Raw genomic sequence first — 25,865 nt, forward strand, 5'->3', positions numbered from 1 at the left:
TTTGATAAAGGTATCAGTATGCCTAAGCGCACAGACTTAAAATCTATCCTAATTATTGGTGCCGGTCCTATTGTAATTGGTCAGGCATGCGAGTTTGACTACTCCGGAGCTCAGGCATGCAAGGCGTTGCGTGAAGAGGGCTATAAAGTCATTCTGGTTAATTCCAATCCGGCTACGATTATGACAGATCCGGATATGGCTGATGTTACTTACATTGAGCCGATTATGTGGCAGACAGTGGCAAAAATTATTGAAAAAGAACGTCCCGATGCCATTTTGCCAACGATGGGCGGACAAACGGCACTCAACTGTGCTCTTGATCTGGCGCATAACGGTATTCTGAAAAAATATCAGGTAGAGCTGATTGGTGCATCCGAAGATGCAATTGATAAAGCAGAAGACCGCGGCCGTTTTAAAGAAGCAATGAATAAAATCGGTCTGCATACCCCGAAATCCTTTATTTGCCATAGCATGGAGCAGGCTCTGGATGCACAGGCACAGGTTGGATTTCCTGCATTAATTCGCCCGTCTTTCACCATGGGCGGCAGTGGCGGCGGTATTGCCTACAATAAAGATGAATTTATTACTATTTGTGAACGTGGTTTCGATGCTTCACCTACTCATGAATTACTGGTCGAACAGTCTGTACTGGGTTGGAAAGAATATGAAATGGAAGTGGTGCGTGACCGTGCCGACAATTGCATTATTATCTGTTCAATAGAAAATTTTGATCCGTGCGGCGTACATACCGGTGATTCGATTACAGTAGCTCCGGCACAAACACTGACGGATAAAGAATATCAGCTGATGCGTGATGCCTCTCTGGCAGTGTTGCGTGAAATCGGTGTGGATACCGGTGGCTCTAATGTACAGTTTGCCGTTAATCCGCAAAACGGCGAAATGATTGTGATTGAAATGAATCCGCGTGTCAGCCGTTCTTCTGCTCTGGCTTCTAAAGCTACCGGTTTTCCGATTGCTAAAATCGCAGCTAAACTGGCAATAGGTTATACACTGAATGAATTGCAAAATGATATAACCGGCGGACGCACACCAGCTTCCTTTGAGCCTTCCATTGATTATGTGGTAACCAAAGTTCCCCGTTTTGCCTTTGAAAAATTTCCGTCCGCAGATGATCGCCTGACGACACAGATGAAATCAGTTGGGGAAGTAATGGCTATCGGCCGTACATTTCAAGAGTCTGTCCATAAAGCTCTGCGCGGTCTGGAGGTTGGTCTGAGCGGCTTTGATTGCCGCAGCTGTGACCGTGCAGCCATTCAGCGTGAACTGGCTAATCCCGGTCCGGAACGGATACTGTATGTCGCTGATGCATTTCGTGCCGGCTTTTCATTAGAGGAAATCCATACAATTTGTGCTATTGATCCGTGGTTCCTGGCACAAATTGCTGATCTGGTTGGCGAAGAACAGAAACTAACAGCGATCAGACTGGAAGATATCGATTACAGTTATCTGCGTAAACTCAAACGCAAAGGTTTTGCTGATAAACGGCTGGCGCAATTGCTTAATCAGGATGAAGCCAGTGTAAGGCAGCATCGTTATGCCATGAATCTACATCCGGTTTTTAAACGCGTAGATACCTGTGCAGCCGAATTTGCTACCGATACTGCCTATCTGTACTCAACTTATGAAGAAGAATGCGAAGCGGAACCGACACAGCGTAAAAAAATTATGATTCTTGGTGGCGGACCAAATCGTATCGGTCAGGGTATTGAGTTTGATTATTGCTGTGTACATGCTGCATTAGCATTGCGCGAATCCGGTTTTGAAACCATTATGGTGAACTGTAATCCTGAAACCGTTTCGACAGATTATGATACTTCTGACAGATTGTATTTCGAGCCGCTAACCCTTGAAGACGTACTGGAAATCTGTCATACCGAACAGCCAGACGGTCTCATTGTGCATTATGGCGGTCAGACGCCTTTAAAACTGGCTAATGAACTGGTAGCTAATGGTGTTAATATTATCGGCACCTCTGCCGATGCCATTGATGCAGCAGAAGACCGTGAGCGTTTTCAGCAGATTCTACATAAACTGGGATTGCGTCAACCGGAAAACCGTACAGCACGTACCGAGGCAGAGGCACTGCAACTGGCTGAAGAAGTTGGCTATCCGCTAGTAGTACGTCCATCTTATGTACTTGGCGGACGAGCTATGCAGGTAGTGCATTCAGCCAATGAATTACAAACCTATATGCGCGAAGCTGTACAAGTATCCAATGATAGCCCGGTATTGCTTGATTACTTTCTCAGCCACGCTATTGAAGTAGATGTAGATTGTATATGTGATGGTAAACAGGTGGTTATCGGCGGCATCATGCAGCATGTGGAACAGGCAGGTGTCCATAGTGGCGATTCAGCATGTTCCATTCCGCCTTATTCGCTAAGTGAAGCTATTCAGAATGAAATTCGTCGTCAGACAGCAGCCATGGCAATGGCTTTAGATGTAGTTGGTCTGATGAATGTGCAGTTTGCGGTACAGGATGATATCGTTTACGTACTTGAAGTTAATCCGCGTGCTTCACGTACTGTTCCATTTGTATCTAAAGCCACAAGTGTGTCTCTTGCTAAAATTGGAGCAAGGGTTATGGCTGGTATCTCATTGGCCGAACAGGGCTACACACAAGAAGTTATTCCTGAATTTTTTGCAGTTAAGGAAGCCGTATTTCCTTTTATTAAATTTCCCGGCGTAGATACCATTCTCGGGCCGGAAATGCGTTCTACCGGTGAAGTAATGGGTGTTGGTGAAACATTTGCCGAAGCATATTTAAAAGCCCAGCTCGGAGCGGGTGAACGTATGCCGACTATTGGTAAAGTGTTTCTGGCTGTACGTAATGAAGACAAACCTGCTGTTGTTCAGGTGGCAACCAATTTTCAGTCGCTCGGTTACGGACTATGTGCCACTCGCGGGACAGCAGCTTTTCTGGCTGAGCACGGAATCAATGTGCAAGTGGTGAATAAGGTAACTGAAGGGCGTCCGCATATTGTTGATGCCATTAAAAACGGTGAGATTGCTCTGGTTGTTAATACTGTCAGCAGTGATGTACAGTCTATTAAAGACAGCCATTCAATCCGCCGTAGTGCACTGAATATGCGTATTCCACTATATACCACCATCGCAGGTGCTTTAGCGATGAGCGAGGGTGTAAGCCGTTTATCCCATACTGATGTTTACAGTATTCAGAATTTACATCAGCGCATAAAGACAGCTCTGCAAAACTAATTATTTCAAGGTAAAAAGCTGCCGGTTGCATAATTAGCAACCGGCAGCTTTTTATCTTAATAATATATTGAAAATTTAATTTTAAATGATGAGAAATTAATAGTTTTAGTTTTTTCTGTAATCAAATATCAGCAAGATTAAATATGGCTATTCTTAATGATTTTGGTCTGTAACTACCTTACTGTGCTGATGGATATAATCCAGAATACGGTTATTATTTTGAATGAAACCCAGTTGAATTTCCGGATGATCAAGTAAGCTTTCATTGTGCTTATATATTTGAATTAATCCATCAACAAAATAGTTCTGGCTTACTGGTGGTTTATATTTCCCATGTAGAAATCTCGAGGAATATACAGTGTAAGCAACACTAAACTCTTTATCTAAAACAGAATAAATATCAATTTGATGCGGAAAAGCATCGTATTCATCCTTAACATCAAATGGCCAGAAATCAATTCTTAAATCTTGTTGATTGGTTTCGGATTTATTAATAAACATAGTTTGTTTTCCTGAAATACCAATATAATACAATTCCTGATTATTTTTCTTTTCTTTTAATCGGAATCGGTAATTTTCCCGTTTGAACCAATGATTTCCATATTCCAGTTTTTCTGCTTTTATGTGGCGAGATAACGGCGCAAAACTAAGACCTACAACAGGCTTAGAAAAATCAGGACATCGATGAATTGCTTCTTCATCATTGGGAAAACCTGATAAAGTAGGTAAGGCAAATATAATTGCTGCTCCAATTTGTTCGACTGTACCATCAATAATTTTATTTTTTATACTAAAGCCAAACATGCAGCGCGGCAGGGTAATTTCCAGTTTTTTACCCGATACTTTTGACGGAATGCGCACAGTAATCTCTGTGGTGTCTGTCATTATCCGTTGTTCCTCCATTTTTTTAATTTTGTCCTGTTCACTGCTGCCATTAAAGCAGCCGGTTAAGCATAAAAGCAGTATACAAAGCCAATATTTCATATTTTTATCCGTAATAATATAATTTTATTAATTTATTTTGCTTTAAGACGTTTGAAATAAAATCTGAAAATTTTAAAAATTTTTAGCTAATGCACTAGCTAATCAACGACTTTACTGTGCTGATGGATATAATCCAGAATACGGTTATTATTCTGAATGAAACCAAGTTGAATTTCCGGGTGATCAAGTAAGCTTTCATTGTGCATATATATTTGAATTAATCCATCAGCAAAATAGTTCTGGCTTACTAGTGGTTTATTCTTCCCATGTAAATATCTTGAAGAATATATCGTATAACTTAAACCAAACTCTTCGTATAATACAGAATGTATATCAGTCTGATGTGGATAGGAATCATCTTTATTATTCGAGTCAAAAGGCCAAAATTCAATGCTAATATCTTGTTGACTACGATCAGATTGATTAGCAAATATGGCTAATTTCCTATCAATGCCAGCACGATATAGTGCCAAATTATTTTTTTGTTCTTTAATAGAAAATCTAAAGTATTGCTGTTTTAACCAGTAATTTCCATATTCCAATTCAGTTTTGCCTACTATGGGAAACAATGGGAAAATACCTAATGTTGTAATTGGTTTAGAAAAATCAGGACATTGATAAATTGCTTCTTCATTATTAGGGAAATCGGAAAATGTAGGTAACTGGTACATAATGCTAACAGCAATTTCTTCAACCTTTCCATCAATAATTTGATGTTTCAGATTTGTACCAAAGAAACAGCGAGGAAGTGTAATTTCTAACTTTTTATCCGATACTTTTGACGGAATACGGACAGTAATCTCTGTGGTGTCTGTCATTATCCGTTGTTCCTCCAATTTTTTAATTTTGTCCTGTGCACGATCATTGTTGCTGTTAAGATATCCGCATAAACTTAAAATTAATAACAAAAACAATGTTTTCATTTTGATATTCCAAAAAATCTGCGAGCTTTTAAATTTAGTACTACATTATTTTAATAAATATTAACATAAAATAACATTTATTTGGTTAATCACAAAGCATATAAATATTTTATTTAAAGATAATGATTTTTTATAATTTCATATTCAGTCAGCTGTATTCAGACATTTTCAGCTTTCTCCCTGTGCTTGTTAGTATAATGACTTTATTGAAATAAGAATAAAGCTATGTATTAACAAAGCAGACTGCAATGTTTTGCACGATTAAAGGAAATTTATGGCTTTCAGAAAAGAAATTTTAGGCTGGTGCGCTCAGGAGCTGGCGGTTGCTCAGTTTCGAGATTACAGCCCGAATGGGTTACAGATAGAGGGCAGGGATGAAGTTAGCACTATTGTTTGTGCTGTCACTGCTAGCCAGGCTGCTATTGATTTTGCCGTAAAACAGCAGGCAGATATGCTGCTGGTTCATCATGGTATGTTCTGGAAAAATGAAGCGGCTGTAATTACAGGCTGGAAAAAACGCCGTATTCAGACATTATTAGCCAATAATATTAATCTGGTTGGCTATCATTTACCGCTGGATGCGCATCCGCGCTTAGGGAATAATGTGCAGCTGGCTCAGCGTTTAGGCTGGCAGATTACCGGCTGTGGCGGTGAACAGAATTTAATTCAGTACGGTGCTTTAACCTATGAGCAAACTGCAGAACAGCTGGCTCAGGGGATTGAGCTAGGCCTGAATCACAAACCCATATTGTTATGTGCTGACAAACAACAACCAGTACGCAGGCTGGCCTGGTGTACCGGCGGCGGCCAGAGTTTTTTTCAGCAGGCTATTGATGCCGGGGTTGATGCATTTATTACAGGTGAAATATCCGAACCGCAATACCATCTGGCTCAGGAATGCGGAGTGGTATTCATCGCGGCAGGACATCATGCTACCGAAAGATATGGTATTCAGGCACTTGCCTGTGCATTAGCCAGTGAATTCGGGATTACTCAGCAGTTTTTTGACGAGCCTAATCCGGCTTAAATGAATTTTGTGTGATTAGCGGTAATTTATATAATAAAAATTTTAATAAACATAAACTTAAGCTATTTTTCTGGTAAAAATAGAGTCATTTGTCTATAATTGGATAATTCTTAAACACCACACTGTATTGATTATACAGTAATTCTGGGAAACTAATTATGATGACATTATATGCGGGTATTACTTGCCCGTTTAGTCAGCGTTGCAGCTTTGTGCTTTATGAAAAAGGCATGGATTTTGAAATTAAAGATGTAGACGTTTTCAATAAGCCGGAAGATCTGGCCGTGATGAATCCGTATAATCAGGTTCCTGTTCTGGTTGAACGTGACCTGATTTTGTATGAATCCAATATTATTAATGAATATATTGATGAGCGGTTTCCGCATCCGCAGCTAATGCCGGCAGACCCGATTATGCGTGGTCGCGGCCGTCTTGTTTTATATCGTCTGGAAAAAGAACTGTTCAGTCATGTACTGGTGCTGGAAAATCCTGAATCAAGTAATAAGGAAATGAACAAAGCCCGCGAAGCCATTACTCAGGGCTTAACGATGCTGGCTCCTGCATTCACTAAAAACAAATATATTATCGGTGATGATTTCTCCATGATTGATGTGGCGCTGGCTCCGCTTTTGTGGCGTCTGGATCACTATGATATTAAGCTGCCAAAATCAGCTGCGCCATTGCTTAAATATGCGGAACGTATTTTTCAGCGTGAAGCGTTTATTGATGCCTTAACACCTGCCGAGAAAGCGATGCGTCGTTAAATTATCCTGACAAAGGGGAGGACAATGAGCAAGCTGAACACCAAACCGTATATTCTGCGAGCATTATATGAATGGGCGTTGGATAGCGGGTATACACCGCATATTGCTGTATGGGTAAATGATAAAACTCAGGTACCGCTTCAGTATGTAAAAAACAATGAAATTGTGCTTAATATCGGGCCTGTAGCCGCACATAATCTGAATATAGATAATGAATGGGTTAGTTTTTCTGCCCGTTTTGGCGGCGTTTCTCATGATATATGGATTCCGGTTGGTCATGTAATCAGTCTTTTTGCCAGAGAAACTGGTGACGGCATGGGGTTTGATGTAGAACCTCTTACTGAAAACAGTGAACACCCAACAGCAGGCGAGGATAACATCATATCTGAAAACGAGCCTTCTGTGCCAGAGAGTTTACCTGCAGATGACAGTAATAAATCTGGTGCGAAAAAAGGTTTGAAGATAGTTAAATAACGATTGTTATTAATAGAATATCTTCTTAGCAGATAAGAAGTAATTTGTTTATTGATAAACAGGGCTGAAACTGACTGATGGTTTCAGCCCTTTTGATTTTTTAAGATTCAGACTGATAACATTTTATTCTATTTGTACTAAATAAAGTGTGACAAATTAATCAGTTCTTATAGCTAATAAATATATATAAAATTGATGAAAAGTTAGCCGTAATTTGAACAGACAGAAAATAAAATTTTTGAAGCTATGCAGCTTTAAAACTATATATATATATTTGAATATTAGTTATAAATTAAAAATATTTACAATATGTCACATAAATAAAATTGATAATTTTGCGGATGTGTATTTGATAAAACAGGCGTTAACAGAATATTTCTGAGTTATTCTCTTATATCAAATTGTTAAAATAGTTCTTCATTACGAGTGTAATACCGGTTAAAATAGCCTTGTCTTGTAATTTGACATTACAATAATATTCATTAGCTTTACATTTACTGGAGTTTGAATACATGAACCAAACTGCTGAATTTTCAACAAACAGTAATGATTTAAGTGTACAGCTTGCACACAAAGAGCAAAAATTTAAAAGAGTAAAGTTCTATTTTAATGTCATATTTGCTTTGTGTTTTCTGGTATTTGCTTTAGGGTTGGTATGGATGAATACCATGGCAATTGCTAGCTCATTCATTACGGCTATGATGTTTGGTATGGCCTATCTGGGCGTAATTATGATATTTGAAGAAGATATCAAAGAATTAAAAATCAAATTGGAAAAAACACAATCTGTTTCAGCCTGATTTTCTGAGCGTTAAGAGATGGCAGCTTTAGTCAAAGCTGCCATGGAAAACTAGTCAGATATTTCACTGTTTTCAGTTGGATCCGATCTGATTTTTACTTGTAATGGTAACTGCCTGCGTTTTTAACGTGATGGTCTCCGTAAGTGCTGTTTACTAAAATAAAGATAGATAAGCATGGTACTGCAACCTATCAGACACCAAAGCAGGTCTTTCTGTGTATCCCATACATCGCCCTGTGTACCAAGAAAAGTAACTGCTTCCTGATTACTCAGTGTTGCTACCAGCCACTCGAACAATTCGTATATAGCACTAATTGTCATACATACACACCCACTCAAAAATACCACCCAGCCGCGGTAGCGTACAATTTGTAATCTCCATAGTAATTCACTGGCTATAATAGCTGGTGAAAAGCCCTGAAAAAAATGTCCAAGCTTATCGTAATTATTACGTGACCAGCCAAATACACCGCGCAGATAATTAAATACCGGCTCTTCGGCATAAGTATAATGTCCGCCAATCAGTAATATAATTGCATGAACTAAAACTACCCAGTACATAAGTTGACTGAAACGAAAACGGGAATAGGTGAATACAAGAAGTATCAATCCCAGCAATGCCGGAAAAACTTCAAGCCACCAGGTAGGGTAGTCATGCGGCTGATAAGCAGACCATATGAATACCAGTATAAATATTATCAATTGCAGAATATGCGTTTTCATACCATACATCACCTGCAAATATTCAGTAGCAGAATTAAACTGAAACTAAAAAGTGAAAAAATTTTTTGCCGATATCAATTTTAATTTGACTTCTTTTTTTATAATAATCTGTATATTAATCTTGATAAATGCACAGGGCAAATATCAGTAATGTGCAGCATACAAGCTGTGATCGGTTTAGTTACAGCTATTTTAGATTTATTTGCAGAGCAACTCCCATACAGCTAATGGCTATTTATAATAGTTTTTATATATGAATTTAGTGTATTTATCTGGTCTGTAAGTTGTTTTTATAAATTTGAAAATATAATTATTTGTTTTTTATTAATAATAAAAACTATCGATTACATAAAATCATTTGATTATATTTATTGAGTAAATTTGTGTACTATACATCCATCGATTAATTCAACCTGTACATTCAAGGAGATATTTCATGGTTGCTAATGTTAACACTGAAATCAAACCGTTCAATACCACTGCCTTTCATAATGGTAAATTTGTAGACATCAGTGATGCTGACGTAAAAGGTAAATGGTCTATATTCTTTTTCTATCCGGCAGATTTTACTTTTGTTTGTCCTACTGAATTAGGTGATCTGGCTGACCACTATGAAGAATTACAGAAACTAGGCGTAGAAGTTTACTCTGTTTCTACTGATACTCATTTTACTCATAAAGCATGGCACGATGCTTCTGATACAATTGCCAAAATTAAATACTTTATGTTGGGTGACCGCAATGCTACTCTGGCAACCAATTTTGGTGTATTGCGTGAAGGTCAGGGTTCTGCCGACCGTGCTACATTCCTGGTTGACCCGCAGGGTATTATCCAGTGTGTGGAAGTAACTGCAGAAGGTATCGGTCGTGAAGCTTCAGATCTGGTACGTAAAGTTAAAGCTGCACAATATGTTGCCTCTCATCCGGGTGAAGTTTGTCCTGCTAAATGGAAAGAAGGCGAAAAAACGCTGGCTCCTTCTCTGGAACTGGTTGGTAAAATCTAACACACTTAAATACACACATCAGAAATTTACTGTTAAATAAACAGTCATTCAGCCCGAATACCGGCTGCGGTATCCGGGCTTTTTACTAAAACAAAAATACAGGCTATCAAAAACAGAATATCTATAGTTTATTTTTATTAATGTAATGGAGCAGTAAAATGTTAGACGACACTTTGAAAAACCAACTAAAAGCTTATCTTGAATATGTAACCAGACCGGTTGAAATTATTGCTACGCTGGACGAAAGTAAAGGTGCTCGCGACATGCTGGCACTATTACAGGAAGTAGAGGCGTTAAGCGATAAAGTCAGTCTGCGTACCGATGGTCAGTCTGAACGTAAACCATCTTTTGAAATCACTAATCCTGGTGTGCATACAGGACTGGTTTTTGCCGGTAATCCGATGGGTCATGAATTCAGTTCACTGGTACTGGCTTTATTGCAGGTAGGCGGTCATCCATCTAAAGAAGCAGAATCATTACAGCAACAAATTAAAAATTTGCAGGGCAGTTATCACTTCGAAACTTATTATTCTATTACCTGTCACAATTGTCCGGATGTTATACAGGCATTGAATCTGATGTCTATTCTCAATCCGAATATCAGCCATACAGCTATTGACGGAGCATTGTTTCAGGAAGAAATTGAAGCAAAACAGATTATGGGTGTGCCGGCAGTTTTTCTGAATGGTGAACCATTTGGTCAGGGCAGAATGGAACTGGCAGAAATTGTTGCTAAACTTGACAGCAATGCTGCCAGTGCGGCAGTTGATGAACTGAATGCAAAAGCACCGTTTGACGTGCTGATTGTGGGCGGGGGACCTGCCGGTGCTGCTGCCGCTGTATATGCAGCACGTAAAGGTATTCGTACCGGTATTGTGGCCGAACGTTTTGGTGGTCAGGTTCTCGACACGCTGGATATTGAAAATTATATATCAGTTTTACGTACCGACGGTCCGCGTTTTGCCAATGATTTGGAAAGCCACGTTCGCAGTTATGATGTCGATATTATGAATTTGCAAAGAGTCAGTGCGCTGGTACCGACTAAAACTACAGGTGGACTGATTGAGGTACATACAGAAAGTGGTGCTGTTTTAAAATCGCGTACCGTTATCCTGTCTACAGGTGCACACTGGCGCTCAATGAATGTGCCCGGTGAACAGGAATACCGTACGAAAGGTGTGACTTATTGTCCGCATTGTGACGGTCCGTTATTTAAAGGCAAAAATGTAGCCGTAATTGGTGGTGGTAATTCCGGTGCAGAAGCTGCCATTGATCTGGCTGGCGTTGTTAAGCATGTTACTCTGCTGGAATTTTCCGACAAAATGCGTGCTGATGAAGTATTACAGCAAAAATTGCATAGTCTGCCTAATGTGCAGATTATTATGAATGCTCAAACTACCGAGGTAACCGGCGAAAACGGCAAAGTTAATGGTCTGAATTATCTGGATCGGGTAAGCAATACAGAGCATCATCTGGCATTGGAAGGTATTTTTGTTCAGATTGGTTTATTACCAAATACCGGATTTTTGCAAGGTACAGTAGACTTAACTGAACCAATGCACGAGATTGCAATTGATGCTTTTGGTAAAACCAGTGTGCCGGGTGTTTTTGCCGCCGGTGACTGTACAAACGTACCTTATAAGCAGATTATTATTGCTGCCGGTGAAGGTGCTAAAGCAGCATTAAGTGCTTTTGATTATCTGATTCGTACCAGTGCAGCTAATTAATAACTGACATAAGAAACCACTCAAAACCAATCGTTTTGAGTGGTTTATATTTTTATCGGGATATTTACAGACCTGATACGATGACACTTATGGAATATTTTTGAAAAAATTATATATTTTCATGCCAGAATTTCATTGTTTATGATAATTCGGCTTATGGAAAAATATTTATTGGCGCAGCTAATTTAACGTTTTATTAATCCATAAGTATTATTAGCTTCAGTTTTTAAATATCTGAAAAAATTCAACTTATAACGAGCGTATATTCAGACAGTAAACCCCAGCATCATCCCCGTATCTTCATGTTCCAGTATGTGGCAATGAGCCATGTAAGGAAAACTGGCTGGCGCACTGTGGTTGAATTTAACTAATACTTTACTTACACCACCTTCTACCCGTACCGTATCTTTCCAGCCTGAGCGATGAGCAGCAGGCGGTTGTCCGTTTTCATTAAGAATGCGAAACTGAGTACCATGAATATGAAACGGATGCAGCATCATATCGCCTAAACCGGATATTTCCCAGCACTCATATTTCCCTTTACTGGCGGCAAATGCCGGCTTATTCATATCAAAAGTCTGTCCGTTAATCATGTTGGCATGCATTAAATCTAATGCGTTTTTATCCGTGTGCATATTATGCATCATTTCCATATGAGACTGATGCATAGACATATGCTCCATTGGCATAGCTGATTTTCCCGACAGTTGCTGTAAAGCCTGCATACCCATACTGTCCAGCTCAGGATCCATAGACAGCTGAAAATGGCGGTGTACAAGCTGAGACAGAGCCGGTAATACAGGCAGAGAGCTGGTAAGCTGATCGGGTAAAGATGCATCATTACGCGAAGAAAGTACAGATACACGAACTATCGGGCAGGGCTGATCAAAAGGCGGCAGATTCATACCCATCTGTTTTACCGGTAAAGTAAGCAAATCAAATATTTTACCGTTACTGGTGTCAACCATTACTTCAAAACGTTCACCGGGCAATACCGACAGGCTGGACACCGTTACCGGCTGAGGCAGAAAGCCACCGTCACTGGTAATAACATATAAAGGGCGGCCATCACTACAGGCAAAATTCAGTGTTCTGGCATTACAGCCATTAAGCAGACGTAATCGCAACCAGCCACGCGGCGCGTTATGCTGCGAATATATCTGACCATTACACAGCAGAGTATCTCCAAACCAGCCTATGGCAGCACTCATAACATCAAGCTGATAATCAATTTGTCCGGCTGTATTAAATTTTTTATCCTGTACGATCAGAGGAATATCATCTAATCCCCAGTTTTTGGGGATAGGCAGACCAGTACTGACAGTATCTTCCAGCAACAGCAAACCTGCCAGCCCCATTGCCACCTGACGGCCGGTCTGCCCATGCTGGTGCGGATGAAACCAACATGTTGCAGCAGGCTGGCTTGAGGTAAATTCAATTACTCGTGCTTGTCCGGCTGGTATACAGGCCTGAGGTCCGCCATCTGCTTCACCCGGTACTTCCAGACCATGCCAGTGTACTGTTGTGGCTTCAGTTAATTGGTTTTGCAGTTTTATCTGTACCGGTTTGCCCCGGAAAATACGTATAGCAGGACCAAGCAAAGCACCATTATAGCCCCATGTCTGCGTCTGATATTTGCCAAAACGGCTGGTGCCCTGCTGAATAGTGAGCTGAATCCTGTTATCTTTACCGGTATCTAATAATGGCGGAATAGCCAGTACCGGTAAATCCAAAGTATTCAGAGCATAAGCAGAAAGCGGTAGCGTAGCTGCGGCACTTACCATGGCCGAATATCTGAGAAAGTCTCTTCTGTGCATAATGATTCTTATTAAGAAAAAGAACAACTTAAACCTTCACCTAAGTTGAATGTCAAGCCGGTTTTGCTGAAAAGAAATCTAAAGAATATTTGAACAGAAACAGCAGTAACCCTAGTACTGACGTGAGATTTACGGTTAATTAAAAAATATAAAAATCAGAAATAAGTGTATTAATTGTGCAACTATATGCATGTAAAAAGGATTTTATTCTAATATTTATTATTTTTATGCATATTTTTATGCATATTTTTATGCATATTTTTATGCATATTTTTAAAATATGATTAGTTGATTTGCTAAAGCTAAATACTGAGTCATGAGTCTGTTATACAGTATAATTAACCAATGGCTTTTTTATGATGAACAAATATTAAATGAAAGTTACTGTTTTAATGTAAATATATCATTTGGCCTGAAATACATTCAGCTATACAGATGATAAAAAACATAATTAAACAATTATTTAGTAGCTATAGTTTAAGATATTGTTTGCAGAATATCATAAATATAATTTTTAGCTCAGGATTTTTACAGGATGTATTTACAGTGATTATTGAGTGAAAATGCGTGCCTGTATAATAAAAATTATAGTATTTATTATTTGTGCAGATTATTTTAATAAGCTATAAAAAAGCCGCTTTCAGCGGCTTTTTTGATAAAAACTCTGTTTTCTGATACAGAATTTTATGGGTTATTTGGTGGGTCCAGTGGGGTTCGAACCCACGACCAAGGGATTATGAGTCCCCTGCTCTAACCCCTGAGCTACAGACCCGTAAGCCGCGTATTGTAACCAATACGGATGGGTATTGCAAGGTTTTACATAAAAAATCATCCGCTCTTGGCGGATGATTCTGGTTTTAAACTAAAAAATGTTTATTGTTTGTTTTCGTCACTATCAAGAAAGCTTTTCAGCCGGTCAGAGCGGGTAGGGTGGCGCAGTTTGCGCAGGGCTTTTGCTTCAATCTGACGAATGCGCTCACGGGTAACATCAAACTGTTTACCCACTTCCTCAAGAGTATGATCGGTATTCATGTCGATACCGAAACGCATGCGCAGTACTTTGGCTTCGCGCGGAGTCAGGCTTTCAAGTACATCTTTGGTTACTTCGCGCAGACTGGAGTACATGGCTGCATCAGCCGGTGCGACGTTATTGGCGTCTTCGATAAAGTCGCCCAGATGAGAATCATCATCATCACCAATCGGAGTTTCCATTGAAATAGGTTCTTTGGCAATTTTCATGATTTTGCGGATTTTGTCTTCCGGCATTTCCATCAGCTCAGCCAGTTTGGCAGAATCAGCTTCTTCGCCGTTTTCCTGCAGATACTGGCGGGAGATACGGTTCATTTTGTTGATGGTTTCAATCATGTGTACCGGAATACGGATGGTACGCGCCTGATCGGCGATAGAGCGGGTAATTGCCTGACGAATCCACCATGTGGCATAGGTGGAGAATTTATAGCCGCGGCGATATTCAAATTTATCTACGGCTTTCATCAGACCGATGTTACCTTCCTGAATCAGGTCGAGAAATTGCAGACCGCGGTTGGTGTATTTTTTGGCAATGGAAATCACCAGACGCAGGTTGGCCTGAATCATTTCCTGTTTGGCTGCGGCAGTTTCCTGCTCGCTTTTCACCATATTTTTGTTAATCTGTTTAAGCTCATCCAGTGAGATCTGGGCAGACTGCTCCAGATTGGCCAGTTCAGTCTGTTTTTCGATGATGGCATACTGAAAACGGCGCAATGCTTCATTCCATACGCGGTTCAGGGAGAGTTCTTCATCTACCCAGCCCAGGTCGGTAGTACGATTGGTAAAGCTTTTAATAAAATAGTCGCGTTCCATGTGGACGCGGTTCAGGGCAATATCGCGAATCTCGCGTTCAAGCTGTCTTACCTGATTAACGCGCATACGCAGATTGTCGCACAGGCTTTCAATCTGACGGGTAGCGAAACGCACCTGTAGCAGTTGTTCGGCAATTTCCTGCTGTAATTTCAGGTAATCGGCATGGTGACTGCCTTTTTCCTGTAAGGTGGCAACCATAGTATCGTACAGGCTTTGAATACCATCGAAATGTTCGAGTGTTTTCTGGCGCAGTTCTTCAAGGTTGGCTGAAGCGGCCAGTGCTGCACTCTCTTCATCATTTTCTTCATCATCAACGTCTACACTGTCATCACTGTCATCAGTAATTTCGGTGTCTTCGTTTTTGGTATCCAGACCAATGCCCAGTTCATCCAGCAGCTCTTCATGCGGGTCGACAATGGCTTCGACTATTTCGTCTACTTTGATTTCATCTTTGCGCACGGCATCAATCAGAGCAAGTATTTCTGCTACTGATCCCGGACATGCGGAAATGGCCTGAATCATGTTACGCAGGGCATTTTCGATTTTTTTGGCGATGATGATTTCATCTTCACGGGTCAGCAGGTCTACCTGTCCCATTTCACGCATATACATGCGTACCGGATCGGTGGTTCGTCCGAATTCGTTGTCGGCATTAGATAGTGCTGCTTCTGCTTCTGCTACTGCATCGTCGTCGGTCATGTTGGCGGTGTTGTCGCCCATGAGCAGACTTTCAGCATCAGGAGCTTCTTCTGTAACCTGAATACCCAGACCGGAGATCATCGATACAATGTTGTCAATCTGATCGGCGTCAGACATTTCGTCGGGCAGGGCATCATTGATTTCGGCGTAGGTAATATAACCACGCTCTTTACCCTGAATAATCAGCTGGCGCAGGCGGGCACGCTGTTCTTCTGCGGTTAACGGGCGAGTATCATCCTGTTCCTGACTGGTATCAATAGTGGATTTCTTAGGTGTGGAGTTTGCCATATTTTACTCGATGTATTCACAACGACTTTGTCGCTGCAAGCGTTTACAATAACCGCCGGTTTATACTGACGGCATTTTGGACGGACTTAAAAGTAGCAGTAGTAACTGTTTTTCGTCGGCACTTAGTCGCTCATGCTGGAGTTTGCGCTTCAACGCATCAATCTGCTGTGTTTTAAGGTTGTCCAGTAATTTTTGCATGCCCTGTCTGAATGTGGTGCAGTCATCTTCATTGCCTGGCTGCATGACATCCGGTGAGTCCATATAATCATGAATAATCTGCCGGATAACGGGTTCAAATTCAGTATTACGCATCAGTTCCAGCACGGCACCACTGTTTAACGGGGTAACGGAGGCTTGAATACGTTCAGCCAGCGCGGCGAGGCATGCATAATCGCCGTGCAGGTCCAGATATTCTGGTAGTTCTATATATACGGCCCATTGCGGATTTATCAATAGCGCGCGTATCTGCTTTTGCACTAATGACATGACTGGCGGCTGCCGGAAAGTATTGCGGGGTAATTGATAACTTTTCTGTCTGATAGTCTGAGGTCTGGGCAGTTCCTGCCCGAGTAGTTGTGCCAGATTGTGTTCATCAATACCTACTTTCCGGCTAAGTTCCTGACGCAGCAGAAAAGAAAGTGCCGGTGCTTTGATTTGCGCCAGTAAAGGACTGGCGGTTTTAATCAGCTCCGCTTTGCCTTCCTGTGTTTCCATATCAATATTTTCTGTTAGTACCTGCCAGAAATAGGCTGATAGCGGCAGACTCTGATTGAGTAATGCATCTTCAAATGGTTTTAATCCATAGCTGCGTACGTAACTGTCAGGATCGTGTTCGGCTGGTAAGAACAGAAAGTGTAAAATTTTGTCGTCTTTTAACTGCGGTAAGGCATTTTCTAAAGCCCGCCAGGCTGCTTTTTTACCTGCGCTGTCGCCGTCAAAGCAAAAATAGATATGATCGCTTTGCCGCATCAGTAAGCGCACATGTTCGGCGGTGGTGGCTGTACCGAGTGCGGCTACTGCATAGCCCAGACCAAACTGTGCCAGGGCAACTACGTCCATATAACCTTCTACTACCAGTACACGCTGTGCTTCTTTAATGGCGGCACGTGCTTCATACAAGCCATACAGATTACGACCTTTATCAAACAAGGGAGTTTCAGGTGAATTAAGATATTTAGGTTCACCTGAATCCAGAATGCGCGCACCAAACCCGATAATCTGACCGCGGGTACTGCGGATTGGAAACATAATACGGTTACGGAACCGGTCGTAATGGCGGTCGTCTTTGGTAATGACCATACCGCTGTTTACTAGTGCATTGCTTGGATAGGGCTGGAATATTTTTGCCAGTGCCTGCCAGTCATCAGGTGCATAGCCCAAACCATAATGAAGAATGATTTCATCGCTCAGGCCGCGCTGCTGTAAGTAATTCTGAGCACTTGGCGAGGTTTTAAGTTGTTGCTGGTAAAAGGTGGCGGCATCAGCTGTGGTTTGTTCCAGTGTCTGCTGTTGCTGTTTAATGGCTTTATGTGCCTGTGAGTTGTTGTTGCCAATCTGTCTGGGTACGATCATTCCGATCCGGTCGGCCAGAAATTGCACAGCTTCCTGAAAGTTTAATCCTTGATATTCCATGATAAAGCCAATGGCTGAACCATGTACGCCGCAGCCAAAGCAATGATAAAACTGTTTGCTGGGGCTGACAGAAAAGGAAGGAGATTTTTCTTTGTGAAAAGGGCAGCAGGCCATGTAGTTGGCACCGCTTTTTTTTAACGGTACAAACTCTTCGATTACATCGACGACATCAATTTTATTTAATAATTCGTCAATAAATTCACTGGGAATCATGCCAACTATGCCTGCTATCTTCAATACGAAAGATTGGAAAACGGTCTTTCTGATCTGCTGTTATGGTTAATGCAGATAACTTTTAGTTTAAAAGCTGTTTGATTTTTTTGCTGACTTCACTCATGTCAGCTTTACCGGCCAGTGTTTTTTTCAGTACACCCATAACTTTACCCATATCACTTGGCTGCGCAGCGCCTGTGCTGGTTATGGCTTCTTTAATTGCTGCGTCAATTTCAGCTTCGTCGAGCATTTTGGGTAGATAATTCTGCAGCAGATCGATTTCTGACTGTTCTTTTTCTGCCAGATCAGTTCTGCCAGCCTCGGTATACATGCGTACAGACTCTTTGCGCTGTTTAACCATTTTGCTGATAATAGCTGTGAAGCGTGTATCGTCTACTTCGATTCGTTCATCTACTTCGATCTGTTTTATTGCAGCCAGTGCCATTCGAATGGTGGACAGGGTAGCTGAATCATGATTGCGCAAGGCAGTTTTCATATCTTCTTGCAGTTGTTGTTTCAGGCTCATAATATTGCTCGCAATAAATAAAAATTAAATTAGTTTAGTATGATACTGCTAAAATTGCGGTGCTTCAGATAGTTATTTCTGTAAAATGCAAATACCGCAAGCAATAGCCTGCGGTATTGTTTTCAATTGTATTTATTTCCAGTTACCAGAAAATGATAAACCGGAGCTACCAATTAATAGAATTTTGGTGGCAATTGCTGGCTGCGCAAGCGTTTCTGTAAACGTTTTACGGCTGCTGCTTTTTTACGCTTACGTTCAGTAGTTGGTTTTTCGTAAGCTTCACGAGCACGCAGTTCGGTCATCAGACCGGTTTTTTCAACAGAGCGTTTAAAGCGACGCATCGCAACTTCAAAGGGTTCATTTTCTTTTACACGTACAGAAGGCATGTTTTTTCCTGAATAAATGAGTTCTGATGCTGATTACTATTAATCAGCTAAATATTTAAATATTGCCACTTAGGGCTAGGGCGGTGTTTACGGTACCGCATAACCGTTTACAACATCACCTCCTAAGGTGTAAATAATGGCTATATCTGTAATAAACAAAGTAATAACAGACATAGGTTTATTTTAAAAATAAGGCAGAATTATGTCTGATTAAATATCGTTCGTCAAGATGATATTTAACGGATATATATGAATATTTATCAGGAAAGATTGTTCAGACGCGGTTTACGCGGCGAATCTGAGGTACAGAGTGCAAATCCCGGGTAATCTGGTTCAGCTGGTCTAGATCTTTTACCTGTAAAACAAAGCGAAATTCGATAAATCCCTCAATGCCTTCAAGTTTTTTCGATGTTGTTTCAACCGACTTGATATCTCCGCCATTGGAGGAAATAGCCTGAGCAATAGTGGCGAGTAAGCCATGACTGTCGATTGCATTCAGACACAGTGTTGTTTGATAGTTGCTTGCCTGCATAATATCCCAGTTAGCATCAAGCTGAAGCTCAGGATCTGTTTTCAGAATGGTATTGCAAGTGTCACGATGAATAATGATTCCCTGATCTTTGATTAATAAGGCTTTAATAGTATCGCCGGGAATAGGGTGGCAGCATTTGGCCAGATGAATATGGGTAGATTCATTGCCGGTAAGATTAATGGGTGCCAGTTTAATGGTATTGTTAAAGTGTTCTCCGGCCAGCTCTGCGATGTGCATGGCTATGGAAACCGGTTGCAACAATCCCATACCAACTTCGCACAGGATATTTTCAAAGGAAGTATTTTTCTGTTGTAAATCGGCCAGATATTTATCTTTCAGACTGTCTGAAAGTAAAACATTTTCCGGTAACAGGCTGGAGAGTGCTTTTTGTAATAATTTCTCACCCAGACGGATGGCATCTGAACGATTCATTTTTTTAATCTGGCTGCGAATGGCGCTGCGTGCATGGCTGGAAACGGCAAAATCAAGCCATGCCGGGGTAGGATGACCATTGCTGGAGGTAATGATTTCTACTGTATCACCAGTGTGCAGCCGGGTGCGTAATGGCATAAGATTGTGATTAATACGTGCTGAAACAGTGCGATTACCAATACCAGTGTGGACTGCATAAGCAAAATCCACCGGTGTGGCACCTTCCGGTAAGGTAATGATTTTGCCTTTAGGGGTGAAAACGTATACCTCGTTTGGAAACAGATCAGTTTTTACATGTTCAAAGAATTCAATGGCATTGGCACTATGCGCCTGAATATCAAGTATGCTTTGCAGCCATTGATTTGTACGCATCTGAGCCTGATCAAAGCTATTCTGCTCACCATCTTTGTGCATCCAGTAACTGGCTATACCGCGTTCGGCAATGGTATCCATTTCATGTGTACGAATCTGTACTTCAATTGGTAGACCATACGGGCCTACCAGTATGGTATGCAGACTCTGGTAACCATTATTTTTAGGGATGGCGATATAGTCTTTGATTCTTCCCGGCTTAGGCTTGTAAAGATTATGCAGTACGCCTAAAGCGGTATAGCAGGCCGGTATATTATTAACGATAACTCTGAATGCATATATATCCATTACGTCGGCAAAATGGAGATTTTTCCGGCGCATTTTTTCATATATGCTATAAAGATTTTTTTCTCGGCCTCTTACCTGTGCCTCGATATTGGCACTAACCAGACGCTGACTGAATGCGCGCAGTACTTTTCCTACCACGTCACGCCGGTTACGCCGGGATGACTGAATAGCTTTGGCAAGAACTTCATAGCGATGCGGATACAAATGCTTGAATGCCAGGTCCTGTAATTCGCGGTAAACATGGTTTAATCCGATGCGATTGGCCAGCTGTGCATAGATTTCCATGGTTTCCTGAGCAATACGTCTTTGGCTGGCCGGTTTTTTTGCTGACAGTGTGCGCATATTGTGCAGCCGGTCTGATAGCTTGACAATGATCACCCGTACGTCCTGTGTCATTGCCATAATAAGCTTGCGGAAACTTTCAGCCTGTGCTTCCTGCTGGCTGTTATATTCCAGTTTTTCCAGTTTCGATAGACCGTCAACCATATTGGCTATGGTTTCTCCGAATACGGCAATAATTTCTTCTTTGGTGGTACCGGTATCTTCCAGTACGTCGTGTAATACACCAGCGCATAAAGCCTGAATGTCTACATGCCATTCAGCCAGTTGTGTCGCCACCGCTATGGGGTGGGTAATATAGGGCAGACCACTATTGCGAAACTGTCCCTGATGTGCAGTTGCACCGAATTCACAGGCTTTGCCAAGTAATTGTAGATCATCTTTTCCGAGGTAAGAAGCGGTGTGCAATAATTTATTCTGTGCCTCGTTAATAATGGCATGATAGCTGTTCTCTATTTGCTGCTCGCAGCATTTGAGTTGTGAAGCAATATCGGTATATGCTGAGGTATTAATTTCGTTTAAAATTTTCATCCCCACCTGTCCTAATGCATGACTTGGAAGATGAGAATCTGAAGTACCTAAATCTTCAAAAGCAATTTTGATTAAAACGGCAGCAAGAGCTTGTACTCTGTGCAGATTTTGGGCAAGAGATGTAGTAATGGCAAAACTGCGTTCCAGTAAAGCAGTTTTGCCAGTTTTGTCTGCAAGAGAATATATATAGGCGCATGCCTGTTCCAGCAATTCCCAGCGTTCCTGTTTATTCAGATATTCCGTATGTGCGAAAAGATTATCCCGCCATTGATTTACTGGTGGTTTATAAGGCACGCTGGGGGGGTACATGGCTGTTTGCCTGTATTATTTTTGCTGGTTAAGTAATTCTGTTCCGATTTGTCCGCCGGCAATTTCGCGCAAAGCAATGACAGTCGGTTTATCATGATCTTCTTCGACCAGTGCAGTAGCGCCGTTGGCAAGCTGACGAGCGCGTAAAGCAGCTATCATGGTCAGGTCAAAATGATTCGGAATACGTCCGATACAATCTTCTACAGTGATACGAGCCATAATCTGAGTTCCATTCCTGATGTCAGGATAAGTAATAAAAGGTAAATAAATTATTTTTCGGATAAAATTTGTATAATCGTCTGGCTTTGTGCCTTGGCACGCAAGCCAACTGAGCGAATAATCGCCAGCAGGTCATTTTCTGCTTGTGTAATCTCTTCATTAACAATCACATAATCGAATAACAGGCTTTGCTCTATTTCTTCACGTGATTTTTCCAGCCGGTAGGCTATTACATCTTCACTATCTGTGCCTCTGTTTCGCAGACGTTCGTTCAGTTCAGCCATTGACGGAGGCAGAATAAAAATGCTGGTGGCTTCCGGTAATAAACGGCGGATCTGTTCAGCACCCTGCACATCTATTTCCAGAATAACGTTATAGCCCTGTTTTGATAATGACTCAACAGCTTTTAAACTGGTGCCGTAATAATTACCATAGACATTTGCATGTTCTATGAAGGCATTGGCAGCAATCATTTGCTCAAATTCATCACGGCTGACAAAATGGTAATGAATGCCATTTTGTTCTCCATCTCGCGGCATTCTGGTGGTGTGGGAGATAGAAATACGGATATCAGGCTGACAGGCACTCAGACGTGAAACCAGAGTGGTTTTGCCTGTTCCGGAAGCGGCGGAAACAATGAAAATATGTCCAGATTGCAACATAATAAAAATTTAGCGGTTACGGTGATTAATTATGCCACAACCGTGATTATTGCGCCAATCTAGAGATAATATTCTTACTCTTTATGTGACCGGGCAGTATCTTTCATTTCATGCTGTTTTCGGCTAAAATGCTCAATTCAATTTCCTGCTGATTGTCATGACCAAGTTTATTTTTGTAACTGGCGGTGTGGTCTCTTCACTGGGTAAAGGCATTGCCGCTGCGTCTACTGCTGCTATTTTAGAATCCCGTGGTTTAAAAGTAACCATGCTTAAACTGGATCCGTATATTAATGTTGATCCGGGTACAATGAGTCCTTTTCAGCATGGGGAAGTATTTGTTACTGATGATGGTGCTGAAACAGATCTGGATCTCGGGCATTACGAGCGCTTTATTGATGCTACGATGCAAAAGCGCAATAATTTTACATCCGGCCAGGTGTATGAAAGTGTAATTCATAAAGAACGCCGTGGTGATTATCTGGGGGGTACGGTTCAGGTTATTCCCCACATTACTGATGAAATCAAACGCAAAATTCATGAAGGTGCTGCCGGTTTCGATGTGGCGATTGTCGAAATCGGAGGTACGGTAGGTGATATCGAGTCTTTGCCTTTTCTGGAAGCCATCAGACAAATGCGCAGCCAGCAGGGACGAACTAATACTCTTTTTGTTCATCTTTCCTATGTACCGTATATTGCGGCTGCAGGTGAGATAAAAACCAAACCGACCCAGCATTCCGTTAAAGAATTACGTGAAATCGGCATTCAGCCGGATGTACTTATCTGCCGTATGGACCGGCCGATGCCGGAAGAAGAAAAACGTAAGATCGCTTTATTCTGTAATGTTGAAGAGCGTGCGGTTATAAGCTGTTATGATGTTAATAGCATTTATGAAGTACCGGCAATGCTTCATGATCAGGGTATTGACAATATTATCTGTGAGCAGCTGCAACTTAATGTTCAGCAGGCCGATCTGACTGCATGGAATAAGATTGTTTATTTAGTACAACATCCGAAACACAAAGTAAAAATTGCCATGGTCGGCAAATATGTCGATTTAACTGAGTCATATAAATCTTTGTCGGAAGCTTTAAAGCATGCCGGTATTCAGACCGAAACTGAAGTGGATATTCATTATATAGATAGTGAAGCTCTGGAAACAGAAGGAACGGCCTGCTTAGAAGATATGGATGCCATACTGGTTCCCGGTGGTTTCGGTACGCGTGGTGTTGAAGGAAAAATCGCTGCTGTTCGTTATGCGCGTGAAAAGCAAATTCCTTATTTGGGTATCTGTCTGGGCATGCAAATCGCGCTGATTGAATATGCACGTGATGTGGCTAATCTGGATGGAGCCAATTCAACTGAATTTGATCTGAAAACCCAGCATCCTGTTGTTGCTTTGATTAGTGAGTGGCAGGATAGAGACGGACAGATTGAAAAACGCGATGTTAATACTAATCTTGGCGGTACGATGCGTTTAGGCGCACAAGAAGTTAAACTGGCTAACGGCTCATTGGCGAGAAACATTTATGGTAATGAGTTGATTCGCGAGCGTCATCGTCATCGTTATGAAGTTAATAATTATTATGTGCCACAGTTAGAACAGGCTGGTTTGGTTATTGGTGGTGTATCTACCGGGCATGAGCATTTGGTTGAAACAATTGAATTACCGAATCACCCTTGGTTTTTCGCTTGTCAGTTTCATCCTGAGTTTACTTCAACACCAAAAAATGGCCATCCTTTGTTTACAGCCTTTATTAAAGCAGCATTAGCTTATAAAAAATAAATTATTATAGTTTTTACTAGAATCAGGCTATCCGGATTTCCAGATAGCCTGATTTTTTATTTATATCAACATTAATTTTGCTATCACTGATTACATTTTGTATGATGAATTAAATTGTTACTAACTGCACATCAAAATTTTTACTTATGAAGAAAGTTATTTTGCTGGTTATTGTGGCACTGGGATTATGGTTGTGGTTGCAAAGCACAACAGACGAGCAGCCAAAAAGTCAGGCACAGGAACAGGTAATTAATTCTTTTAAATCTATGCGACATAGTTTTACTGCTGCACCTGTTGCAAGTAATCCAAAGGAAAGTGTGTCGATTGAGCAAGCTCAAAAAGAAAATCTTGATAAAGTACAGGTATATGGAGAAGGTAAAGTTATTAAAACATTACCTGATGATAATAAAGGCAGTCGTCATCAGCGTTTTATACTGCGTACAGGCACAGATAGTACGGTTTTAATAGTGCATAATATTGATATAGCGCCGAGGCTGAATGATTTGCAGCGTGAAGACACAGTTGGCTTTTCAGGTGAGTATATCAGTAACAACCGTGGCGGATTAGTCCATTGGACACACCATGATCCAAAGCATCGTCATCATGATGGCTGGCTGTTATATAAAAATAAGCGTTATCAATAGCAATCGTTTATTGATATCTTGTCCATTAATATTTTATCATTTAGAAATGGACATTTAATTAAAGGAAATATTGTGAATAATTTTACATTTCGCAGTCCGTTAGCTAATTTACTTTCAAAAAATTGGTGGATAGTACTTTTACGTGGGATTGCTGCATTGATTTTTGGATTGCTAACGTGGTTCTATCCATTCATCACTATAATGGTCATGGTTATATTCTTCGGTGTTTATGCTTTAATAGATGGTGTAATGGGCGTAATCATTTCTATTAATGGTCGAAAAAGTCATCAGGATTGGTGGTTAATGCTGATTTGGGGTATTGTAAGTATTCTGGCCGGTATCCTGACATTTTTTGTTCCGGGAATTACCTGGCTGGTTTTAATTACATTTATTGCTGCTTGGGCTTTGATATCCGGTATATTCCAGGTTATAACTGCAATACGTTTACGCAAGACTATTCAGGGTGAATGGTGGATGATTATTGCCGGTATTTTATCGGTTTTGGTAGGTATTATTCTGTTAATTGATCCAGTGCAGGGCGGTATAGCATTAACTTGGGTAATTGGTGTTTATGCAGCATTATTCGGTGTCATGAATATTGCATTGGCTTTCCGGTTGCGCCGGTTTTCTATCCATTCAACCAATTAAGAAATTTACTTTGTAATTGAATTTATTGTGTTGGTAATA

The 25,865-nt window shown here is 41.0% G+C and carries 21 protein-coding genes and 1 tRNA gene; 10 read left to right on the forward strand and 12 right to left on the reverse strand.

The window, feature by feature from the left end; all coding sequences use genetic code 11:
* Window positions 1-18 precede the first annotated feature (18 nt).
* A complete protein-coding gene (gene carB / locus H3T84_RS01955; protein WP_198217520.1) occupies window positions 19-3,240 on the forward strand; it encodes a carbamoyl-phosphate synthase large subunit in 3,222 nt (1,073 codons plus the stop codon).
* A 153-nt stretch (window positions 3,241-3,393) separates the two neighbouring features.
* On the opposite strand, the gene H3T84_RS01960 is transcribed toward carB, so the two are convergent.
* A complete protein-coding gene (locus H3T84_RS01960; RefSeq protein ID WP_198217521.1) occupies window positions 3,394-4,125 on the reverse strand; it encodes a hypothetical protein in 732 nt (243 codons plus the stop codon).
* Between the two features lie 197 nt (window positions 4,126-4,322).
* Complete coding sequence (locus tag H3T84_RS01965) at window positions 4,323-5,147, reverse strand: hypothetical protein (protein ID WP_025331064.1); 825 nt, start codon at window positions 5,145-5,147, stop codon at window positions 4,323-4,325.
* A 274-nt stretch (window positions 5,148-5,421) separates the two neighbouring features.
* On the opposite strand from H3T84_RS01965, the gene H3T84_RS01970 reads away from it, so the two are divergent.
* From H3T84_RS01970 to H3T84_RS01985, 4 genes are all read left to right on the forward strand, one after another.
* Entirely contained in the window at window positions 5,422-6,174 is a 753-nt protein-coding gene (locus H3T84_RS01970) for a Nif3-like dinuclear metal center hexameric protein (protein WP_025331063.1), read from the forward strand.
* 158 nt (window positions 6,175-6,332) lie between these two features.
* Window positions 6,333-6,938, forward strand: a complete 606-nt coding sequence (locus tag H3T84_RS01975) for a glutathione S-transferase N-terminal domain-containing protein (protein ID WP_025331062.1) — start codon at window positions 6,333-6,335, stop codon at window positions 6,936-6,938.
* 24 nt (window positions 6,939-6,962) lie between these two features.
* Window positions 6,963-7,412 carry a ClpXP protease specificity-enhancing factor gene (locus H3T84_RS01980; RefSeq protein ID WP_198217523.1) on the forward strand — a complete coding sequence of 150 codons (450 nt, stop codon included), beginning with the start codon at window positions 6,963-6,965 and terminating at the stop codon, window positions 7,410-7,412.
* Window positions 7,413-7,924: 512 nt separating this feature from the next.
* Window positions 7,925-8,212, forward strand: coding sequence for a hypothetical protein (locus H3T84_RS01985; protein WP_037475305.1), 288 nt, complete (start codon window positions 7,925-7,927; stop codon window positions 8,210-8,212).
* Between the two features lie 122 nt (window positions 8,213-8,334).
* Here H3T84_RS01985 and H3T84_RS01990 read toward each other — a convergent pair whose 3' ends face one another.
* A complete protein-coding gene (locus tag H3T84_RS01990; protein ID WP_174833734.1) occupies window positions 8,335-8,934 on the reverse strand; it encodes a DUF2238 domain-containing protein in 600 nt (199 codons plus the stop codon).
* A gap of 436 nt (window positions 8,935-9,370) precedes the next feature.
* Between H3T84_RS01990 and ahpC the strand changes: the two genes are divergently transcribed.
* Both ahpC and ahpF read left to right on the forward strand, forming a co-directional pair.
* On the forward strand, window positions 9,371-9,937 hold the full coding sequence (gene ahpC / locus H3T84_RS01995) for an alkyl hydroperoxide reductase subunit C (RefSeq protein WP_084562448.1): 567 nt from the start codon (window positions 9,371-9,373) through the stop codon (window positions 9,935-9,937).
* Window positions 9,938-10,095: 158 nt separating this feature from the next.
* Window positions 10,096-11,664 carry an alkyl hydroperoxide reductase subunit F gene (gene ahpF, locus H3T84_RS02000; protein WP_198217525.1) on the forward strand — a complete coding sequence of 523 codons (1,569 nt, stop codon included), beginning with the start codon at window positions 10,096-10,098 and terminating at the stop codon, window positions 11,662-11,664.
* Between the two features lie 266 nt (window positions 11,665-11,930).
* On the opposite strand, the gene cueO is transcribed toward ahpF, so the two are convergent.
* The 9 genes from cueO to gmk all read right to left on the reverse strand — a co-directional run bounded on the left by cueO (window position 11,931) and on the right by gmk (window position 22,751).
* Window positions 11,931-13,481 (reverse strand): multicopper oxidase CueO, encoded by a 1,551-nt coding sequence (gene cueO, locus H3T84_RS02005; protein ID WP_198217527.1) that lies wholly within the window; start codon window positions 13,479-13,481, stop codon window positions 11,931-11,933.
* A gap of 696 nt (window positions 13,482-14,177) precedes the next feature.
* Window positions 14,178-14,253 (reverse strand) — tRNA-Ile (locus H3T84_RS02010).
* A 101-nt stretch (window positions 14,254-14,354) separates the two neighbouring features.
* Window positions 14,355-16,310, reverse strand: coding sequence for an RNA polymerase sigma factor RpoD (rpoD, locus tag H3T84_RS02015; protein ID WP_084547389.1), 1,956 nt, complete (start codon window positions 16,308-16,310; stop codon window positions 14,355-14,357).
* A gap of 60 nt (window positions 16,311-16,370) precedes the next feature.
* Window positions 16,371-18,155 (reverse strand): DNA primase, encoded by a 1,785-nt coding sequence (gene dnaG / locus H3T84_RS02020; protein ID WP_198217529.1) that lies wholly within the window; start codon window positions 18,153-18,155, stop codon window positions 16,371-16,373.
* Window positions 18,156-18,237: 82 nt separating this feature from the next.
* On the reverse strand, window positions 18,238-18,681 hold the full coding sequence (locus H3T84_RS02025; RefSeq protein WP_025331052.1) for a GatB/YqeY domain-containing protein: 444 nt from the start codon (window positions 18,679-18,681) through the stop codon (window positions 18,238-18,240).
* A 173-nt stretch (window positions 18,682-18,854) separates the two neighbouring features.
* A complete protein-coding gene (gene rpsU, locus H3T84_RS02030; RefSeq protein WP_025331051.1) occupies window positions 18,855-19,067 on the reverse strand; it encodes a 30S ribosomal protein S21 in 213 nt (70 codons plus the stop codon).
* Between the two features lie 274 nt (window positions 19,068-19,341).
* Window positions 19,342-21,870 carry a bifunctional (p)ppGpp synthetase/guanosine-3',5'-bis(diphosphate) 3'-pyrophosphohydrolase gene (locus H3T84_RS02035; protein ID WP_198217531.1) on the reverse strand — a complete coding sequence of 843 codons (2,529 nt, stop codon included), beginning with the start codon at window positions 21,868-21,870 and terminating at the stop codon, window positions 19,342-19,344.
* A gap of 15 nt (window positions 21,871-21,885) precedes the next feature.
* Window positions 21,886-22,089, reverse strand: coding sequence for a DNA-directed RNA polymerase subunit omega (gene rpoZ / locus H3T84_RS02040; RefSeq protein ID WP_025331049.1), 204 nt, complete (start codon window positions 22,087-22,089; stop codon window positions 21,886-21,888).
* 50 nt (window positions 22,090-22,139) lie between these two features.
* On the reverse strand, window positions 22,140-22,751 hold the full coding sequence (gene gmk, locus H3T84_RS02045) for a guanylate kinase (RefSeq protein ID WP_025331048.1): 612 nt from the start codon (window positions 22,749-22,751) through the stop codon (window positions 22,140-22,142).
* 157 nt (window positions 22,752-22,908) lie between these two features.
* Here gmk and H3T84_RS02050 point away from each other — a divergent pair, with 157 nt between their 5' ends.
* From H3T84_RS02050 to H3T84_RS02060, 3 genes are all read left to right on the forward strand, one after another.
* Window positions 22,909-24,534, forward strand: coding sequence for a CTP synthase (locus H3T84_RS02050; protein WP_198217533.1), 1,626 nt, complete (start codon window positions 22,909-22,911; stop codon window positions 24,532-24,534).
* Between the two features lie 146 nt (window positions 24,535-24,680).
* Entirely contained in the window at window positions 24,681-25,178 is a 498-nt protein-coding gene (locus tag H3T84_RS02055) for a DUF3465 domain-containing protein (protein WP_232346078.1), read from the forward strand.
* A 72-nt stretch (window positions 25,179-25,250) separates the two neighbouring features.
* Window positions 25,251-25,826, forward strand: coding sequence for an HdeD family acid-resistance protein (locus H3T84_RS02060; protein WP_174833728.1), 576 nt, complete (start codon window positions 25,251-25,253; stop codon window positions 25,824-25,826).
* Window positions 25,827-25,865: the final 39 nt, after the last annotated feature.

Source organism: Snodgrassella sp. M0110 (genome assembly GCF_016101465.1).
GTDB classification, from domain to species: Bacteria; Pseudomonadota; Gammaproteobacteria; order Burkholderiales; family Neisseriaceae; genus Snodgrassella; species Snodgrassella alvi.

What these genes read in the sequence shown, in the direction of transcription:
- carB (WP_198217520.1), top strand. Translation starts at nt 19, where the DNA reads ATGCCTAAGCGCACAGACTTAAAATCTATCCTAATTATTGGTGCCGGT.
- H3T84_RS01960 (WP_198217521.1), bottom strand. Translation starts at nt 4,125, where the DNA reads ATGACAGACACCACAGAGATTACTGTGCGCATTCCGTCAAAAGTATCG.
- H3T84_RS01965 (WP_025331064.1), bottom strand. Translation starts at nt 5,147, where the DNA reads ATGAAAACATTGTTTTTGTTATTAATTTTAAGTTTATGCGGATATCTT.
- H3T84_RS01970 (WP_025331063.1), top strand. Translation starts at nt 5,422, where the DNA reads ATGGCTTTCAGAAAAGAAATTTTAGGCTGGTGCGCTCAGGAGCTGGCG.
- H3T84_RS01975 (WP_025331062.1), top strand. Translation starts at nt 6,333, where the DNA reads ATGATGACATTATATGCGGGTATTACTTGCCCGTTTAGTCAGCGTTGC.
- H3T84_RS01980 (WP_198217523.1), top strand. Translation starts at nt 6,963, where the DNA reads ATGAGCAAGCTGAACACCAAACCGTATATTCTGCGAGCATTATATGAA.
- H3T84_RS01985 (WP_037475305.1), top strand. Translation starts at nt 7,925, where the DNA reads ATGAACCAAACTGCTGAATTTTCAACAAACAGTAATGATTTAAGTGTA.
- H3T84_RS01990 (WP_174833734.1), bottom strand. Translation starts at nt 8,934, where the DNA reads ATGAAAACGCATATTCTGCAATTGATAATATTTATACTGGTATTCATA.
- ahpC (WP_084562448.1), top strand. Translation starts at nt 9,371, where the DNA reads ATGGTTGCTAATGTTAACACTGAAATCAAACCGTTCAATACCACTGCC.
- ahpF (WP_198217525.1), top strand. Translation starts at nt 10,096, where the DNA reads ATGTTAGACGACACTTTGAAAAACCAACTAAAAGCTTATCTTGAATAT.
- cueO (WP_198217527.1), bottom strand. Translation starts at nt 13,481, where the DNA reads ATGCACAGAAGAGACTTTCTCAGATATTCGGCCATGGTAAGTGCCGCA.
- rpoD (WP_084547389.1), bottom strand. Translation starts at nt 16,310, where the DNA reads ATGGCAAACTCCACACCTAAGAAATCCACTATTGATACCAGTCAGGAA.
- dnaG (WP_198217529.1), bottom strand. Translation starts at nt 18,155, where the DNA reads ATGATTCCCAGTGAATTTATTGACGAATTATTAAATAAAATTGATGTC.
- H3T84_RS02025 (WP_025331052.1), bottom strand. Translation starts at nt 18,681, where the DNA reads ATGAGCCTGAAACAACAACTGCAAGAAGATATGAAAACTGCCTTGCGC.
- rpsU (WP_025331051.1), bottom strand. Translation starts at nt 19,067, where the DNA reads ATGCCTTCTGTACGTGTAAAAGAAAATGAACCCTTTGAAGTTGCGATG.
- H3T84_RS02035 (WP_198217531.1), bottom strand. Translation starts at nt 21,870, where the DNA reads ATGTACCCCCCCAGCGTGCCTTATAAACCACCAGTAAATCAATGGCGG.
- rpoZ (WP_025331049.1), bottom strand. Translation starts at nt 22,089, where the DNA reads ATGGCTCGTATCACTGTAGAAGATTGTATCGGACGTATTCCGAATCAT.
- gmk (WP_025331048.1), bottom strand. Translation starts at nt 22,751, where the DNA reads ATGTTGCAATCTGGACATATTTTCATTGTTTCCGCCGCTTCCGGAACA.
- H3T84_RS02050 (WP_198217533.1), top strand. Translation starts at nt 22,909, where the DNA reads ATGACCAAGTTTATTTTTGTAACTGGCGGTGTGGTCTCTTCACTGGGT.
- H3T84_RS02055 (WP_232346078.1), top strand. Translation starts at nt 24,681, where the DNA reads ATGAAGAAAGTTATTTTGCTGGTTATTGTGGCACTGGGATTATGGTTG.